General features: G+C 47.8%; 13 protein-coding genes, 2 tRNA genes, 1 rRNA gene and 1 riboswitch. Of the genes, 12 read left to right on the top strand and 4 right to left on the bottom strand.

Annotated elements, in window-relative coordinates; genetic code table 11:
* Positions 1–109 precede the first annotated feature (109 nt).
* Positions 110–667 (top strand): chorismate--pyruvate lyase family protein, encoded by a 558-nt coding sequence (locus ACZ5R2_RS01345; RefSeq protein ID WP_464900452.1) that lies wholly within the window; start codon positions 110–112, stop codon positions 665–667.
* On the top strand, positions 648–1,502 hold the full coding sequence (gene ubiA / locus ACZ5R2_RS01340) for a 4-hydroxybenzoate octaprenyltransferase (protein ID WP_464900451.1): 855 nt from the start codon (positions 648–650) through the stop codon (positions 1,500–1,502). The genes ACZ5R2_RS01345 and ubiA overlap by 20 nt, the downstream gene beginning before the upstream one ends.
* 49 nt (positions 1,503–1,551) lie before the next feature.
* Here the strand turns inward: ubiA and plsB are convergent, their stop codons facing one another.
* Positions 1,552–3,987, bottom strand: a complete 2,436-nt coding sequence (plsB, locus tag ACZ5R2_RS01335; protein ID WP_464900450.1) for a glycerol-3-phosphate 1-O-acyltransferase PlsB — start codon at positions 3,985–3,987, stop codon at positions 1,552–1,554.
* A gap of 410 nt (positions 3,988–4,397) precedes the next feature.
* Here plsB and lexA point away from each other — a divergent pair, with 410 nt between their 5' ends.
* Positions 4,398–5,009 carry a transcriptional repressor LexA gene (gene lexA / locus ACZ5R2_RS01330; RefSeq protein WP_438461134.1) on the top strand — a complete coding sequence of 204 codons (612 nt, stop codon included), beginning with the start codon at positions 4,398–4,400 and terminating at the stop codon, positions 5,007–5,009.
* Between the two features lie 49 nt (positions 5,010–5,058).
* The gene (dinF, locus tag ACZ5R2_RS01325) at positions 5,059–6,417 is read left to right on the top strand and encodes an MATE family efflux transporter DinF (RefSeq protein WP_464900449.1); all 1,359 of its coding nucleotides are present in this window, start codon (positions 5,059–5,061) and stop codon (positions 6,415–6,417) included.
* 80 nt (positions 6,418–6,497) lie between these two features.
* On the opposite strand, the gene sthA is transcribed toward dinF, so the two are convergent.
* The gene (sthA, locus tag ACZ5R2_RS01320) at positions 6,498–7,898 is read right to left on the bottom strand and encodes a Si-specific NAD(P)(+) transhydrogenase (protein WP_464900448.1); all 1,401 of its coding nucleotides are present in this window, start codon (positions 7,896–7,898) and stop codon (positions 6,498–6,500) included.
* A gap of 184 nt (positions 7,899–8,082) precedes the next feature.
* On the opposite strand from sthA, the gene fabR reads away from it, so the two are divergent.
* Together fabR and ACZ5R2_RS01310 are read left to right on the top strand one after the other, a co-directional pair.
* Positions 8,083–8,724 carry an HTH-type transcriptional repressor FabR gene (gene fabR, locus ACZ5R2_RS01315; protein ID WP_464900447.1) on the top strand — a complete coding sequence of 214 codons (642 nt, stop codon included), beginning with the start codon at positions 8,083–8,085 and terminating at the stop codon, positions 8,722–8,724.
* Positions 8,724–9,113: a YijD family membrane protein gene (locus ACZ5R2_RS01310; protein WP_464900446.1), complete on the top strand. Its 390-nt coding sequence runs from the start codon at positions 8,724–8,726 to the stop codon at positions 9,111–9,113. Before fabR ends, ACZ5R2_RS01310 begins: the two co-directional genes overlap by 1 nt.
* A gap of 96 nt (positions 9,114–9,209) precedes the next feature.
* Here ACZ5R2_RS01310 and trmA read toward each other — a convergent pair whose 3' ends face one another.
* Entirely contained in the window at positions 9,210–10,316 is a 1,107-nt protein-coding gene (gene trmA, locus ACZ5R2_RS01305; RefSeq protein ID WP_464900445.1) for a tRNA (uridine(54)-C5)-methyltransferase TrmA, read from the bottom strand.
* Between the two features lie 169 nt (positions 10,317–10,485).
* Positions 10,486–10,684, top strand: a riboswitch (cobalamin riboswitch).
* A 38-nt stretch (positions 10,685–10,722) separates the two neighbouring features.
* Here trmA and ACZ5R2_RS01300 point away from each other — a divergent pair.
* From ACZ5R2_RS01300 to murI, 3 genes are read left to right on the top strand one after another with little or no spacing between them, the layout of a single operon-like run.
* Positions 10,723–12,579, top strand: a complete 1,857-nt coding sequence (locus ACZ5R2_RS01300; RefSeq protein ID WP_464900444.1) for a TonB-dependent receptor domain-containing protein — start codon at positions 10,723–10,725, stop codon at positions 12,577–12,579.
* A gap of 46 nt (positions 12,580–12,625) precedes the next feature.
* Positions 12,626–13,288 carry a Dph6-related ATP pyrophosphatase gene (locus ACZ5R2_RS01295; RefSeq protein WP_464900443.1) on the top strand — a complete coding sequence of 221 codons (663 nt, stop codon included), beginning with the start codon at positions 12,626–12,628 and terminating at the stop codon, positions 13,286–13,288.
* Between the two features lie 50 nt (positions 13,289–13,338).
* Positions 13,339–14,136: a glutamate racemase gene (gene murI, locus ACZ5R2_RS01290; RefSeq protein WP_464900442.1), complete on the top strand. Its 798-nt coding sequence runs from the start codon at positions 13,339–13,341 to the stop codon at positions 14,134–14,136.
* Here murI and ACZ5R2_RS01285 read toward each other — a convergent pair.
* Positions 14,108–14,554, bottom strand: a complete 447-nt coding sequence (locus ACZ5R2_RS01285; RefSeq protein ID WP_464900441.1) for an RNA recognition motif domain-containing protein — start codon at positions 14,552–14,554, stop codon at positions 14,108–14,110. The two genes, murI and ACZ5R2_RS01285, sit on opposite strands and share 29 nt — an antisense overlap.
* Before the next feature lie 572 nt (positions 14,555–15,126).
* On the opposite strand from ACZ5R2_RS01285, the gene ACZ5R2_RS01280 reads away from it, so the two are divergent.
* The 3 genes from ACZ5R2_RS01280 (at position 15,127) to ACZ5R2_RS01270 (ending at position 16,976) form a co-directional block, all read left to right on the top strand.
* Positions 15,127–16,679, top strand: a 16S ribosomal RNA gene (locus ACZ5R2_RS01280).
* Between the two features lie 103 nt (positions 16,680–16,782).
* Positions 16,783–16,859, top strand: a tRNA-Ile gene (locus ACZ5R2_RS01275).
* 41 nt (positions 16,860–16,900) lie between these two features.
* Positions 16,901–16,976 (top strand) — tRNA-Ala (locus tag ACZ5R2_RS01270).
* Positions 16,977–17,236 lie beyond the last annotated feature (260 nt).

Genomic DNA, 17,236 nt, shown 5'->3' with positions numbered 1-17,236 from the left:
TTACAATGCGTTGTCTATTCGCAACATACGAACCGTGGGCCACAGCTTCAAAGCGGCTGATTGGCAAAGATTTATTGTACGATGTTCGTAGCCTTTGTTAAATATAAGTATGGAACGATCTGTAACCGAATACCTCACTGCACTTCGAGAGGCTGTCTGGCAGTCTCCGGAGGTGTTTCCTTTTCCGACGTCAATATCGCGCGCTTGGTTAACAGAGCAGGGCTCGCTTTCGGCACGCCTTGAACGCCATTGTCGAGATCTGAGTCTGAAATTACTCCAAAATGAGCTAAAAAGCCTGGAGCACTTACTACCAAGCGAACAAGAATACTTACCAAGGGAAGATTATTGGTTGCGTAAGGTGATACTAAAAGGTGACGGTCAGCCGTGGGTGCTGGGACGAACTCTGATTCCTCAATCTTCGCAGAGCAGTGGCTCCTATGATTTAGCTAACCAGGGTAACACGCCGCTGGGATTTACCGTTTTTCGTCACAATACCGTGCGTCGAGATAAACTCCAATTGGCTCAAATTGACCTTGCTGATCAGCGATTGTTTGCTCGTCGCTCCCGATTATGGGTTGAGGATAAACCTATTTTAGTCGCAGAGCTGTTTTTGCCATTGGCACCCATTTATGCACAAGGAAGTCTTAATGACACAGGCGAAATTTGAGGATTACTGGCAACTGATGCGTATGGATCGCCCAATTGGCTCATTGTTGCTGTTGTGGCCAACGCTTTGGGCGCTGTTGTTGGCTGCCGATGGTTTTCCAGATTTGAAGGTATTGGTGGTGTTTGTTCTTGGCGTTATCGTGATGCGCTCAGCCGGATGCGTGATCAATGACTTTGCTGATCGTAAGGTTGATGGGCATGTCAAACGCACCGAGATGCGTCCGATCCCTTCGGGGCGTGTTTCTGCCAAGCAGGCGCTAACACTGTTTGTTGTTCTCAGCGCTATCGCCTTGGCGTTGGTTCTGACCATGAATACGCTAACGATTAAGTTGTCATTTGTCGGTATTGCTCTAGCGTTTATTTATCCTTTTATGAAGCGCTATACGCACCTTCCTCAGCTTTTCTTGGCTCTGGCTTTTAGCTGGTCCATCCCAATGGCTTGGGCTGCACAAGCCGACTCTTTGCCGAGTATGGTTTGGCTGGTGTTTGTGATTAATGGATTATGGACCATCGCTTATGATACTCAATATGCGATGGTTGATCGTGATGATGACCTTAAGGTTGGGATTAAGTCTACGGCTATCTTGTTTGGCCGTCGTGATAAAATGATTGTCGGCTTGCTGCAGTTCATCACTCTACTGCTGCTGATGTTGCTTGGTAACGTGAATCAGTTAGGCAGTGGCTACTTTTGGTGTTTACTGGTGGTCGGTGCGCTATTTGTGTATCAACAATGGCTGATCCGTGGACGCGATAGAGATGCGTGTTTTCAAGCGTTCCTTAATAACAACTATGTGGGCATGGCGGTAACGACGGGACTACTCTTCGCTCTTATTTAGGACGGGACACAGCAATAAAAAAGCCTCCCTTGCTCGGGAGGCTTTTTTGTTATTCCGCTTCTTGGTCTGAGCGAGCGATGCTCTCTTCAATGGTGAGTTTCACCTCAGGGTGAACCAAGTCATTGAGTATCAACATCAGTTGCTCGGTCTTCTCAATATCGCAATCGCCATCATTGTTAAGGTACTGCTCTTGCTTAAGAGTGGTAAACAGTGAGCTGAAGACGCCTTTATCAAAGAACTCTGGTGCGTTTATACCGTTGAGTCGACCCAAGCGTTGGGCGATATCTTGGCTGCGCTTTTCAAGATCTGATTTACCTAGCTCAGGGTCATTAACCAGAAGGTTCATTGCAATAGCATAACGCTGCAGCGTTTCTGAGATAGTCGCGCTAAGCAGTAGCAAGATTTGAGTATTAGCTTGATTGATGGTGATATGCTGACCATCAATATTGATCACTTCTTGGCGAGCCAGCTCATCTAGATACTGAGTCACTAGCTCAGGTATTGCGTCAATCTCAGCACTCAAGAACAGCTCTTGCTTGAGGAACGGGTAAATGGCACTGACGGTCTCAATGATCTGCTGCTTGCTGCGAGTTTTGTGACGGATAAGTGTCTGAGCAATCAGCGATGGCAGAGCAAACAGGTGAATGATGTTGTTGCGATAGTAAGTCATCAATATCGACTGCTCACGGTCAAGCGACACGATGCTGCCCATCGAATCCTCTTCAACGACAAACTTATCTAGTGACTCAGCATGAGCAACGAGCTCTTCAGCGCTGTCGGCAGGGACCGTGTAGGTTGAAGAGTAACTCACATTACGCAGCAACTGTAGGTAACAGTCGATTTGACGCACGAGATTATCACGTGACAATGCACGCTGGCGCGAGGCAAGTAGCGCCGTTGCACACAGGGTTAAGGCGTTTGTCGCTGCAGCGTCATTGATGTTGGTCATCATCTTATTGGCAAGCTTATTCACGACAGGAGTCATCCATTGTGGCTTGGACGCACCCATAGGATCGATATCTTGATGCCACTCTGGCGCATGCTCGTTCAAAAAGCCATTGAGTGGGATAGGCTCACCAAAGTTAACATAGCCTTTACCAAAGTTGCGAAGCTTGCGAATGGTTTTCAGCACAAGACCTGCGTTCTCTTTTTCTTTGCGTTTACCGCGCAGCTCTTTGGCGTAAGTGCCCACTTCCATGACGTGCTCGTAGCCAATGTACACCGGCACTAGAGTGACCGGGCGATTCAGACCCCTCAGCATGGCCTGAACGGTCATAGCAAGCATACCAGTTTTCGCTTGAAGTAAGCGACCGGTACGTGAGCGTCCCCCCTCACTGAAGTACTCTACCGAATAGCCCTTGGCAAAAAGTTCAGCAAGGTATTCACGGAAGATAGTCGAGTAGAGTTTATTGCCTTTAAAGCTACGGCGGATAAAGAAAGCCCCGCCACGGCGGAAGATTTGTCCGGCAGGGAAGAAGTTGAGGTTAATGCCTGCTGCGATATGTGGCGGTACCATACCCTCATGAAAGAGAACGTATGACAGCAACAGATAGTCCATGTGGCTACGGTGACAAGGTACATAAACAATCTCGTGACCATCTTGCGCAAGGCGACGAACGGTCGAGGCGTTGTTGATGTTAAGCCCTTGATAGAGGCGGTTCCATAGCCAGCCTAGAACACGATCCCCATTGCGGATCAGACCATAAGAAAAGTCAGCAGCGATCTCATCAATGATGTTCTCTGCTTCTTTTTGCGCTTTCTCTTTGGTGATCCCTTTGCTGCTCATCTCCTCTTCAATCGCCTTCTGGATCGTTGGAGACTGGACTAGACGATCAACCAGTACTTGACGGCTTGGCAGTTTCGGGCCAGAAGCTGCAAGCTTTTGACGTGAGAAGTGGATGCGAGCAACGCGAGAGAGTTTTTGTGCAATTGCAGGCTCGGTGCCGTGTTTATCGGCCATATAACGCAGCGATACAACGGGGCTGACTCGTACCATGCAGTCGCGACCCGATGTTAGCACCGCGAGCGCTTTTTGTGGCCCATTGAGTGCTTCAAGGTGTGGTTTTACTCTCTCTTCTTTACCCGGCTTACGGCCCCACATCACGGAGACGGGGATCAGTTGAATATCGAGCTCGCTATCGGCCTCATGCAGGTTAAGCAACTGTGAGAACAGTTGAATCGACTCCGCGGGCGCGTCGTAGTCATTTTTCATCACCGTCGGTCGGGTTGAGGTGAAGACATAGCGTGGGAACTGTTGGCCATTGATCTCAATTGGTGAGAACGGGTCGGGTAATCCCCACTGAAGCGCTTGACTGCGTAATGTCAGAAGGTCGACATCAGAGCGAAATGGCAATGCGTACATGACCGGCTTAGACAGGTCTATGTCAAGATCTTCAATGGGATTGGATGGAATAGTGGTTCCTTTGACCAAAACCGAGAGTGGCAGCTTCAGTGCTGCCTGGAATAAGGATTGTCCTGAAGACATATCGTGCAATCGCCTCAAATTAGTGTAATCGACGTACTTCATCGCGATCTCAATCGCGGCAGTTCTCTCAACCTTGTCTTAACGGCAAGGTGCTTGTCACAGGGCATTGGCCATAAGTTCGTCGAGGAGAGAGTCACCTAGGGCCACTTTGGACTGACTGCCACTAAGTATGGACAAGTTTTTGAAATACGTTAGCCAGATTAATGGTCAGCAAGAATATCAGAAACTGGTCAAACCTTTGAATGGTAAACGGCGATGTTGACGGTAAATTAACCAAATTGTTGCAATTTGTTGGCAATATTTTGAGGCGAAGCCAATTTATCTGCTGAACAATTTGTAAACACACCTTTCCATTTTATTTTTTACTGGATATACTGACAGTTAACTGTATAAAAAGACAGGTAGCTATCATGAAGCCTTTGACGCCACGCCAACAACAAGTATTCGATCTTATTAAAAGTAAGATCGATGAGACAGGGATGCCACCAACTCGTGCAGAGATTGCTCGTGAGTTAGGCTTCCGCTCTGCCAATGCGGCAGAGGAGCACCTTAAAGCCCTTGCTCGCAAAGAAGCGATTGAGATTATTCCCGGCGCCTCGCGCGGAATTCGTATTCTGCTAGAAACAGAAGAAGAGGGGTTGCCTCTTATCGGTCAAGTCGCCGCCGGTGAGCCTATTTTGGCTCAAGAGCATGTCGAGACCCACTACCAAGTGGACCCTGGTATGTTTAAGCCACAAGCGGACTTCTTGCTGCGAGTGCAAGGTGAAAGTATGAAAGACATCGGTATTATGGACGGTGACCTGCTTGCTGTGCATAAGACTCAAGACGTGCGCAATGGCCAGATCGTTGTCGCTCGCGTCGATGAAGACGTGACGGTGAAGCGCCTAGAGCACCAAGGTGATCGCGTTCTTTTGCACGCGGAGAACCAAGAGTTTGAGCCAATCGTCGTTGACCCAACCTATCAAAGTCTAGAAATTGAAGGTCTTGCCGTTGGGATTATCCGCAACACGGACTGGATGTAACTCTTACCTCAATAAACAGTTGGTTTTCTAGACTGACTGGTTACACTCAGTGTTTTCTCAGCTGGGTGTAACCGTGACTCTCTCTTCTTTCTTTTCTGCCCCTCTTCATTCTCGTGTACTTGCTCTTGCCCTGCCGATGGTGATCTCTAACATCACCGTACCTCTGCTGGGCCTGATCGATGCCGCTGTCATAGGTCACCTTGAGCATGCTTGGTATCTTGGTGGGGTTGCGCTGGGCAGTACCATGATCAGCGTGACATTCTGGTTGCTGGGTTTTTTGCGTATGTCGACAACTGGCTTGACCGCTCAAGCGGCTGGTGCCGGAGACAAAAGGGCATTGGCGCTGACCTTTGTCCAAGGGATCGCGACGGCAATGCTATTTGCAACGCTTTTTCTCATTCTTCATGGCTGGGTAGCTGAGTGGATTTTTGCTGTTACAGACGCCAGCGATGCGATTAAGCATTACGGAGCCCAGTACTTCACCATCCGTGCCTGGAGTGCCCCGGCGGCCTTGGTCAACTATGTCCTGTTAGGTTGGCTGCTCGGCAGTCAAGATGCACGCTCACCAATGTGGATGGTGATCATTACTAACCTAGTCAATATTGCGTTGGATGTTCTGTTCGTCCTTGGCCTTGGCTGGAAAGTCGAGGGGGCAGCGCTGGCCTCAGTGATAGCAGACTATTCAGGTATGGCCTTCGGTTTATGGTGCGTGACTCGACGCTGGCGAAGACAAGGGCTACCTAGCCCGTTAGTGTTGCTGTCGGAAGTGACGAGTAACCTAGGGCGCTTTGTGCGTCTGAATCGTGATATTTTTCTGCGCTCTCTGTGCTTGCAAGTCACGCTGAGCTTTATGACCTTTCAAGCCGCCAGCTATGGCGACAATATCGTAGCAGCCAACGCAGTTTTGATGAGCTTTGTTATGTTGATCTCCTATGGTATGGATGGTTTTGCCTATGCAATGGAAGCCATGGTCGGTAAAGCGGTAGGCGCGCGTGATCGGGCCAATTTAAAGCAAACCATAGGTGTGACCTTCTTTTGGGGCTTAGTGATCTGCTCGTTGCTTAGTCTTGTGTTTGCTTTGTTTGGTGCGGAATTGATTGCTTTGATTACGGATATTGAAGCAGTGCAGCAACAAGCCGCTCACTATTTACCGTGGCTTGTAGCTATGCCGCTGGTTTCTTTATGGGCATACCTGTTCGATGGGCTATTTATTGGTGCAACTAAGGGGCGTGAGATGCGTAACGGCATGTTTCTAGCCACATTGAGCTTCTTTGCGGTCTTTGCTGCGCTAAGCCATTTAGAAAACCATGCCCTTTGGCTATCTATGATGGTCTTTATGGCTGTGCGAGGACTGGGGCTCGCCGGGCTATTCGTCTACCAATGGCGTAGGAAGGTCTTTTTAGTTTAGCTTTGCAACAGGGAGGCTAGCGGCTCCCTGTCATTTGCCGATAATAACTTACCCAGAAAAAACCGCCTAGAATAACCTTGTTAGAACAAGCGATTTAAGCCGTTGAGTGCTGCGACACGATAAGCCTCTGCCATTGTGGGGTAGTTGAAGGTGGTGTTAACAAAGTACTCGATCGTATTGGCCTCGCCTTTTTGCTCCATGATCGCTTGGCCGATATGAATGATCTCTGCCGCACGCTCGCCAAAGCAGTGGATCCCCAAGATCTCCTTGGTTTCGCGATGAAATAGGATCTTAAGGCTACCAATGTCCTTTCCGGCAATCTGTGCCCGAGCGAGGTGCTTGAATGAGGAGCGACCCACCTCATACGGGACTTTAGCCGCTGTTAGTTCTTGCTCGGTTTTACCGACCGAACTGATCTCCGGGATGGTATAGATGCCGGTTGGAATATCCTCTATCAGATTGCCCTCGGCCTGTCCCTTTGTGATCGCCTGAGCCACAAAGCGCCCTTGGTCATAAGCCGCACTGGCAAGGCTAGGGTAACCAATCACATCACCGACAGCATAAACATGGCCGACTTCGGTTTGGTAGTTGCCATTTACCGCCAGTTGTCCTCGTGAGTCTGGAGTTAACCCAACCAGATCGAGGTTAAGCTTGTCCGTATTGCCCGTTCGCCCATTGGCGTAGAGGATACAGTCTGCTTTCATTTTTTTTCCTGATTTGAGATGGACGATGACACCGTCTTCTGTCCCCTCGATTTTGTCGAATGTCTCGTCATTGCGGATCACTACGCCGCTATTCCAGAAGTGGTAAGACAGCGCATCAGAGGTTTCGTTATCCAGAAATGCCAGCAATCGGTCGCGGGTATTGATGAGATCCGTTTTTACGCCCAGTCCGCGGAAAATAGAAGCGTACTCACAGCCGATAACGCCAGCTCCATAGATAATAATATGCCGCGGGTCATGTTCTAGGCGTAAGATCGAGTCGCTGTCATAAATACGTGGGTGGTTAAAGTCAACGCCATTTGGTTGGTAGGGGCGTGAGCCTGTCGCAATCACAAATCGGTCCGCACTGTACTCCTCGACGCTACCATCTTGCTTGACGACTTCAACGGTATGACTGCTATTGAAGCGGGCGGTACCAAAGATCAGCGTACACTGGTTGCGGTCATAAAAACCTTGGCGCAAGCGGGTCTGTTTGTCGACCACGGTCTTTGCATGGTTGAGGATGTTGGAAAAGGTACTGTGCAGGCTAGTATTGTTGTGACAAAACAGAGGGTTGCTGTTGAACTCAATAATTCGGCTCACTGCGTGGCGCAGCGCCTTGGAGGGAATCGTGCCCCAGTGAGTACAGCCCCCACCGACACTGCTTTCTTTCTCAATCACCCCAACCTTGAGCCCCGCCTTGGTCAGGCCCATCGCTGCCCCCTCTCCGCCGGGGCCACTACCGATCACAATTACATCAAAATGGTTGCTGTGTGCCATACTCTATCCTTGTTTGTACGGTTAACGTTCTGATAGCGCAATATTAACTCAGATTACGACTCACTGCAGTTATTGGCTTGGACAGGTTGGATAGGATCACGCATAAAGTCGAAGTCGAGCACTTAAGCTCAGCTTGAGATCCATGTATAGTGTTGACGAGAGTGAAAACAAGGTATGTAGAGATATGAAACCTAACGGGATCCGTGCCCAGCAGAAAGAGAAAACCCGCCGCTCATTGATTGATGCTGCGTTCCGCCAGTTGAGTACTGATCGAAGTTTTTCCAACTTGAGTCTACGTGAGGTCGCTCGGGAAGCCAGCATCGCTCCTACCTCGTTTTACCGCCACTTCAAGGATATGGATGAACTGGGTTTAACGATGGTTGATGAGGGAGGTTTACTTCTTCGTCAATTAATGCGCCAAGCGCGCCAGCGAATCGTCAAAGAGGGCAGTGTGATCCGCACCTCGGTCGAGACCTTTATGGAGTTTATCGAGTCGAGCCCAAACGTTTTTCGCCTGCTTCTGCGCGAGCGCTCAGGCACCTCTTGTGAATTTCGTGCGGCGGTCGCGCGCGAGATCCAGCATTTTGTGGCAGAGTTAACCGAGTACTTAATAGGCTCAGGGATGACCCGTGAAGAGGCATTTGCCCAAGCGGAAGCATCGGTGATCCTAGTCTTTAGTTCCGGTGCCGAGGCACTGGATAAGACCAAAGATGAGCGCGATGAGTTAGCAGAGCGCCTGATCATTCAGCTCAGAATGGTCGCCAAGGGAGCACACTGGTACCGCAAAGAGCGTGAACGAAACAAAGACAGAGGTGATTATAAATAATGGACAATACAACACCATCCCCACAGCCTTGTGAAAAGAAACCACTGATCCTGGCCCTCATTGCAGGTTTGTGTGGTGACGCGATTTTGTCTTGGATGACGATAAGTGCAGTCTCATTCTCAATCTTTCCATGGATTGCGATGGTGCTGGCTGTGCAAGCACTGTATCAAGACTATTTAGACAAACCGATCTCCGAGGATCTACCCCTTGTTGGATTGGCGTGTTTCTTGGTGGGAGGCTTTGGTCACTCCGCATTTATCAAGGCTCAATACCCAGAGGCGGGCTCAAACTTCTTTTCCATCATTATCCTAATGGCTCTGCTGTTCTGGCTCGGGCGCAAGCTTGGTTATATTGGCGCAACGAAAAGTAGTGAAGAAGAAAGCGCTTAGCCTATACCATTGGCATAATGTCTGTACTCACTAGAGTTGACTGAGCTTTGGATATAAAAAAACCGCCTAGTGGCGGTTTTTTCATTTTTCAGGGAATTACTTGCGCTCTAGCATCACACCCGCTTCCATGTGGTGGGTATATGGGAATTGGTCAAATAGCGCAAAGCGAGTGATCTTATGGGTCTCGCCTAAGATCTCAAGGTTCTGCTTAAGGGTCTCTGGGTTACAAGAGATATACAGGATGCGCTCATAGCCTTGTACCATCTTACAGGTGTCCTCATCCATACCAGCACGCGGTGGGTCAACAAAGATGGTATTGCAGTTGTAGCTCTTAAGATCAACACCGGCGTCTTTTAAGCGGCGGAACTCGCGTTGTCCTTCCATTGCTTGAGTAAACTCTTCTGCCGACATACGGATGATCTGTACGTTGTCGATGTTATTCGCCGCAATGTTGTACTGCGCTGAGTCTACCGATGGCTTTGCCAGCTCGGTCGCCAATACGCGCTCGAAGTTTTGCGCTAGCGCTAGTGAGAAGTTGCCGTTACCACAGTAGAGCTCCAGCAGATCACCTTGGCTATTGCGGGTGCAATCAACGGCCCACTCAAGCATTTTTTCAGCAACCTTACCATTCGGCTGGGTAAAGCTGTTTTCAACTTGTTGGTAGATGTAACTATCACCGTGGACATTGAGCTTTTCAATCACAAAGTCTTGGTCTAAGACAATCTTCATCTTACGCGCGCGACCAATGAGATTGAGGTTAAAGCCTTCATCATTCAAACGCTGTTTTAGTGTCTTGGCTTGCTCAATCCATGCCTCATCCAGCTGGCGATGATATAGAAGTGATACAAGGACCTCGCCGCTCAGGGTTGAAAGGAAGTCTACTTGGAATAGCTTACGACGCAGAGTGTCGTTATCTTTCATCGCGTCCATCAGCATTGGCATCAAATCATTGATCAGTCGGCTCGCGGCTGGGAACTGATCAACACGATATTTCTCACGCGTTTGCTGGTTGAACATGATGTAGTAAAGATCTTCACCCTCATGCCAAACTCGAAATTCTGCACGCATACGATAATGCTGTTCAGGAGACTCAAACACTTCCAGCTCTGGAGCGCCAAATTCAGTAAACATCTCGGTGAGACAAGTTACTTTTTCACTTAGCTGCTGCTGGTAGGTTTGTGGGTTTACTTCAAGAGAGGCCATGGTGTTACCTTATAGGGTGCGTTTTTCAAACAGAGCGCAGATTTTATTCAATCAAATGATGATGTCCAGTTTCGATGCAAAATAATCGTATGTTTTCGCGCCAGGAGTGAACATCGTCCACCCGCGATGAAATAACGCCCAAGTTCTGGACATTCCATAGGTTGCACAATACTATGCTCCCCGAGCTGGTGGCTTGTATCTAGTATAGAAGCCTTGAAAGGGAATCTGGTGAGAATCCAGAACTGACGCGCAGCGGTATGAGAGAACGAAATCCCATCAAGACACTGCACTTTAGGATAAGTGTGGGAAGTCGGGAAAGTAGGCTTTAGCTCTTAAGTCCGAATACCTGCCAGTAGCTAGGCGTCACGATATGTCTAGTAGGATTTACGCGTTTTAGGAACTTACAATGAAAAAATCTCTTCTTGCGGTCGCCGTAGCACCGCTGCTTTCTCACGCCCAGATTTCCTTTGCTCAAGATCATCAAACTGATGAGACTATGGTGGTAACGGCTAATCGCTTTGAGCAATCTCAACGGTCGGCTCTCTCCTCGATATCCGTGATTACTCGTGACGATATTGAAGTCAGTCGAGCGACAACCGCTCTAGACTTAATCAAAACACTGCCTGGTGTGACAGTTAATCCCCAAGGTACAAAAGGGAATGCAACAGGCATATACATTCGCGGAACAGCGACCAAGCAAGCTCTGGTCATCCTAGATGGTGTGCGCCTTAACTCACCAACCGCTGGAGAAGCGTCAATTGGGTTAATTCCAACATTTGCGATAGAGAGCATTGAGATCATTCGCGGGCCTCGAGCCGCAGTTTATGGCTCCGATGCTATGGGGGGAGTGATTAGTATTTCTACTATCAAGGGCCAAGAAAGTACGCATGAACTGCAGGTCGGTGTTGGTGACCAAGGGCAGAGACAGCTCGGGTGGAAGTCAAGTGGGCCAATATCTGCCAATACCACTGGGGCTTTTGTTTTCAATAAAGAACAAAGTGATGGTTATCGTATATACGATGGAGCACCTGAAAACGAGACTCACGGTTATGACAGTCAGACTATTTTTGGTAATTTGAAATATAACTTATCAGATAGTTGGGGCCTTTCTTTATCGGGCTTTACCAAAAGTTCTCAAGCTGATTATGCGAATCAATTTGTCATTGATGCCCCCAGTAACTCAACTGAGGGTGATTTCTACAGTTTGACGGGCGCTGTTTATTATCGTACCAATGACCTTTTATCTGAAGTGCAGATTAGCTCTACAAAAGACCATAATGCAGATGGCGATAAAGCGGGTACGCTGGCTAAATCGACGTTAACAGGCTACCGTGATTCCGTTAGTTGGGTGACAACTTATGTTGGTTTTGAGCCTGTTATCATTAACACAGGTATTGACTATGCCACAGAACGAGCCAGTAGAGGTGGAACAAATACCTCTGACTACGAAGAAACAAATAGAGATAACAAAGCTGCGTTCTTGACACTATTTGGAGAGCTCGGCAGGTTCAGCACTGAGGCAAGTATTCGTCGCGATTATGATAGTGCTTTTGGTGGACACAACACCTGGAATCTTGCTCTAGGTTACTTATTGGCTGATCAGTTTCAGTTTGTAGCCTCTTCAGGTACCGCGTTTAATGCACCTACCTTCAACGATCTGTATTGGCCGGGGCAAGGAAACCCAAACCTCAAGGCAGAAGAGTCTCAATCTACGGAAATTGGCGTTTACGGTTATCATCAATGGTTTGATTGGAGCCTTGCTGCATATCACTCACAGTTTAAAAACTTGATCGAGTGGGGGTTGTCGGATTCTGGAACGTACCTACCGCAGAACATAGCTGAAGCTGAAATAGAGGGTATTGAGGCTGGATTGGAGATCTCTACTGGAGTTGTAAACCATAAAATAGGAGCTGAGTGGTTGACAGCAAAAGACAAAAAATCGGATAAAGATCTGATTCGTAGACCTCAACATAAGTTTAGTTGGACGCCAACGATGAGCTTCGAGAAAGTGGATGCCTCACTTGCAGTGTTGTATGTGGGGGAGAGGTTTGCATCTACAGGGGAATATCTCTCTGCTTACACAACTGTGGACCTTGGTGTCGGCGTTTATACGACAGACCAGTTAACTCTGGGGTTAAGAGTTAACAACCTATTTGATGAAGAGTATCAAACGGCCGCAGCAAGTGTATTTGGTACTGGAGAGAAACTATATTATCGAGGCGCAGAGCGAAACATCCTAGCCACATTGAACTATCAGTTTTAATGCCGAAAGCCACCCTTGGGTGGCTTTTTACTCTTTGGAAAACAGAATGAAAAAGAACGTTATTATCAGTTGGTCAAGTGGGAAGGATGCCACTCTCGTATTAGAGCGACTAAACGAGAGCCATAACTATAATGTTGTTGGGCTTTTCACAACTTATGTAAAAGGTATAGTGCCGTTTCAAGCGACTCCAATTGAAGTCGTTCAAGCACAGGCTAACTCAATTGGTGTTCCTCTTATATTAATAGAGCTGGAACAAGCCTTCCCGCCCAATGAACAGTATCAAGCTACAATATTAAAGGCCCTAAGAGCCAGCGGCTTACCAATCGATGCAGTCGCTTTTGGTGATATGTTCTGCAATGGCATTGCCGAGTATCGCAAAAGCTACATTGAACCTGCAGGGTGGGAGTGTGTCCTTCCTTTGTTAAATCAGCCAAGTAGTATATTGGCAGAGGAGATAATCGCTCGAGGGATAGAGACAGAGATAATTACTGTAGACAGCCAACAACTCTCACCAGAGTACTGCGGCAAGAACTATGACCACAGTTTGATCGCAAGCTTACCAAGTGGCGTTGACCCTTGTGGTGAAGATGGCGAGTTTCACACCCTAGTGACAAATGCGCCGAGCTTTAGCAATAAGCTACGCATTGAACGACAATCCATAGTCAACGATGGTCGCTTCTATTCGCTGTGCTACAAGTATATTGCTTAATTTTTGTCAGCCAGTATCATCAGCGTGTTTTTTAGTTAGGGTAATTGGCAGTGACAGAGTATACGCAACCATCAGTTTTGATCTTCGACTCCGGTGTCGGCGGTCTCTCTGTGTTTGATGAGATCCAGCAGCAATTACCTCAACTTAATTACTATTATCTATTCGATAATGAAGCCTACCCCTATGGCGAGCTAGAGCATGACACTCTATTACGCAGAGTCTCGTCATTGATCACCCAGTTTGTTGCTACGCATCAGATTGATTTGGTCGTCATTGCGTGTAATACCGCAAGCACGGTTGTACTCCCGACCTTAAGAGAAAAGCTATCTGTTCCGGTTGTTGGGGTCGTGCCGGCAATTAAACCCGCTTCAGCGTTGGCCAATAAGGCAGTGGGCTTGATCGCCACTCCTGCTACTGTCGAGCGTTCCTATACTCAAGATCTTATTCGTAATTACTCACCAGATATACCAGTAAAGCTACTTGGTTCTACTCGCCTTGTAGAAATGGCAGAGCGTAAATTACGCAATCAGTTAATAGAAACCAGTGAACTAACCATTATCCTCAAGTCTCTTATTGGAGAGGTGGATGTGGCCGTGCTAGGTTGTACTCACTTTCCACTATTAAAAGATGAAATACAGCAGGTACTGGGCGACGAAGTGGTGCTGGTGGATTCTGGTGCTGCGATAGCACGAAGGGTAAAGCAGCTATTAAATGCTCAACGGATAGATGATTACCTAGGAAAGCGCCAGATATTCTCTAGTGCGCCCCCGATGATGCAAGAGGCACTAGAGAATACGCTAACAAGATGGGGCTTTAAAACTATTCAGAAATCTCAGATTGTGATTTAGGCTCATTCGCAACTCTGACCTTGAGAGTGCGATCCATATAGACGTACTCGTTCAGCTTGCTAATCATATGTTCCGCATCAGCGGTTTCAACGACAACAAAACCAAACCCTCTGCGCTTACGTGTGCGCTTGTCTTTCATTAAACGAACGTTCTCTACATACCCATGTTCTGCAAACAAGTCGCGGACATTTCCTTCGTTGGCTTTATAAGGCAGGTTGCCAACATAAAGGGTAGTGGTGTTGATATCCTCTTCTTCATCTTCCCCATCTTTAGAAGACAAGAAGAAGTTAGCCAACAGGGCAGTAACGAAAACACCAAGTAAAAATGCAATGCTGGGGGTAACAGAGATCCAACTACACAATACTCCACCGACCACAGCGATACCGATCAGAGAAAAATAAAACTTATTTGAATTCATAATTGATTAACTTCGGTCAATAAAATAAACAAATAAAACATTAATGAAACATTTCGATATTACGTTCTCATGGTTCCATTTTCCAATCGATTGATGTGACTTGACTCAAATGTTGAAATTTTATCCAAAAAAGTGCAGCTTGACGCATTTTTGAACGCTCAAGCGATTAATTCAAAAAAACTTCAAAAAAGGGGTTGCCAACCTTCGAGTGATCTCTATAATGCCGCCTCACCGACACGGAGTGAGACGAAAGTCACACAGCGATGAAGGGGCTGAGTAAAAGCTTTGAAAAAAGTTCTTGACTCAGGAAAAACAAAGCGTATTATACGCATCCCCGACAGCGTGACGCTAAGCGTAACGTGAGTCGGAAAGCTCTTTAAAAATATAAACCTATCAATCTGTGTGGGCACTCGTTGATGATAATCCAATTAGAAATTTCTCTTTTATAGAGAGGGGTTTCAAATTAGGTTTCAATGAACTGAGTGACCAATTTGAATGAGCAATCATTCGAGCACAGTCAATTCACATATCGTTAGATATGAATTCAGTATTCATTGAGCCGACAAAATCTTAAATTGAAGAGTTTGATCATGGCTCAGATTGAACGCTGGCGGCAGGCCTAACACATGCAAGTCGAGCGGCAGCGACAGTCACAATCCTTCGGGTGCGTTTCTGGGCGGCGAGCGGCGGACGGGTGAGTAATGCCTGGGAATATGCCTTGATGTGGGGGATAACTATTGGAAACGATAGCTAATACCGCATAATGCCTTCGGGCCAAAGAGGGGGACCTTCGGGCCTCTCGCGTCAAGATTAGCCCAGGTGGGATTAGCTAGTTGGTGAGGTAATGGCTCACCAAGGCAACGATCCCTAGCTGGTCTGAGAGGATGATCAGCCACACTGGAACTGAGACACGGTCCAGACTCCTACGGGAGGCAGCAGTGGGGAATATTGCACAATGGGCGCAAGCCTGATGCAGCCATGCCGCGTGTGTGAAGAAGGCCTTCGGGTTGTAAAGCACTTTCAGCAGTGAGGAAGGTATCGTAGTTAATAGCTGCGGTATTTGACGTTAGCTGCAGAAGAAGCACCGGCTAACTCCGTGCCAGCAGCCGCGGTAATACGGAGGGTGCGAGCGTTAATCGGAATTACTGGGCGTAAAGCGCATGCAGGTGGATGATTAAGTCAGATGTGAAAGCCCGGGGCTCAACCTCGGAACAGCATTTGAAACTGGTCATCTAGAGTACTGTAGAGGGGGGTAGAATTTCAGGTGTAGCGGTGAAATGCGTAGAGATCTGAAGGAATACCGGTGGCGAAGGCGGCCCCCTGGACAGATACTGACACTCAGATGCGAAAGCGTGGGGAGCAAACAGGATTAGATACCCTGGTAGTCCACGCCGTAAACGATGTCTACTTGGAGGTTGTGGCCTTGAGCCGTGGCTTTCGGAGCTAACGCGTTAAGTAGACCGCCTGGGGAGTACGGTCGCAAGATTAAAACTCAAATGAATTGACGGGGGCCCGCACAAGCGGTGGAGCATGTGGTTTAATTCGATGCAACGCGAAGAACCTTACCTACTCTTGACATCCTCAGAAGAGACTGGAGACAGTCTTGTGCCTTCGGGAACTGAGAGACAGGTGCTGCATGGCTGTCGTCAGCTCGTGTTGTGAAATGTTGGGTTAAGTCCCGCAACGAGCGCAACCCTTATCCTTGTTTGCCAGCGAGTAATGTCGGGAACTCCAGGGAGACTGCCGGTGATAAACCGGAGGAAGGTGGGGACGACGTCAAGTCATCATGGCCCTTACGAGTAGGGCTACACACGTGCTACAATGGCGCATACAGAGGGCAGCCAACTTGCGAGAGTGAGCGAATCCCAAAAAGTGCGTCGTAGTCCGGATTGGAGTCTGCAACTCGACTCCATGAAGTCGGAATCGCTAGTAATCGTAGATCAGAATGCTACGGTGAATACGTTCCCGGGCCTTGTACACACCGCCCGTCACACCATGGGAGTGGGCTGCAAAAGAAGTGGGTAGTTTAACCTTCGGGAGGACGCTCACCACTTTGTGGTTCATGACTGGGGTGAAGTCGTAACAAGGTAGCCCTAGGGGAACCTGGGGCTGGATCACCTCCTTATACGAAACGGATAGTTTGCTTTCACTTTTTTAAAGTGAAGACAAATAAGTCGCGATGAGTGTTCACACAGATTGATGGTTTATAGAATTGAAGAGATGATGTCGGGTCTGTAGCTCAGGTGGTTAGAGCGTTCGCCTGATAAGCGAGAGGTCGGTGGTTCAAGTCCACTCAGACCCACCAATTTCCTCCCAAGAAATTGGCAAAGACATCAACCTATTGATGGGGCTATAGCTCAGCTGGGAGAGCGCCTGCCTTGCACGCAGGAGGTCAGCAGTTCGATCCTGCTTAGCTCCACCATCTTTAAGCGCATTCGATGAGTGCTTTTAAAAATGGTTTTCGATAGAAAATCTGCTCTTTAACAATTTGGAAAGCTGACGAATATTGTTTGATTAACAATATTCAATAAAAGTTCTCAAATCCTAAGTCTTTTATAGATTTAGGTACCAACACACATTCAAGTGTTCTTGGAAGTAGCGAAAGCTACTTAATATTTGAGTCCGGCAAAATCGAGTCTGCATCATGTATAAAAATTGCAGACAACTTTGGTTGTTTAAACG

Source organism: Vibrio sabulosilitoris, assembly GCF_055391395.1.
This window is presented reverse-complemented; position numbering and strand designations above follow the sequence as displayed.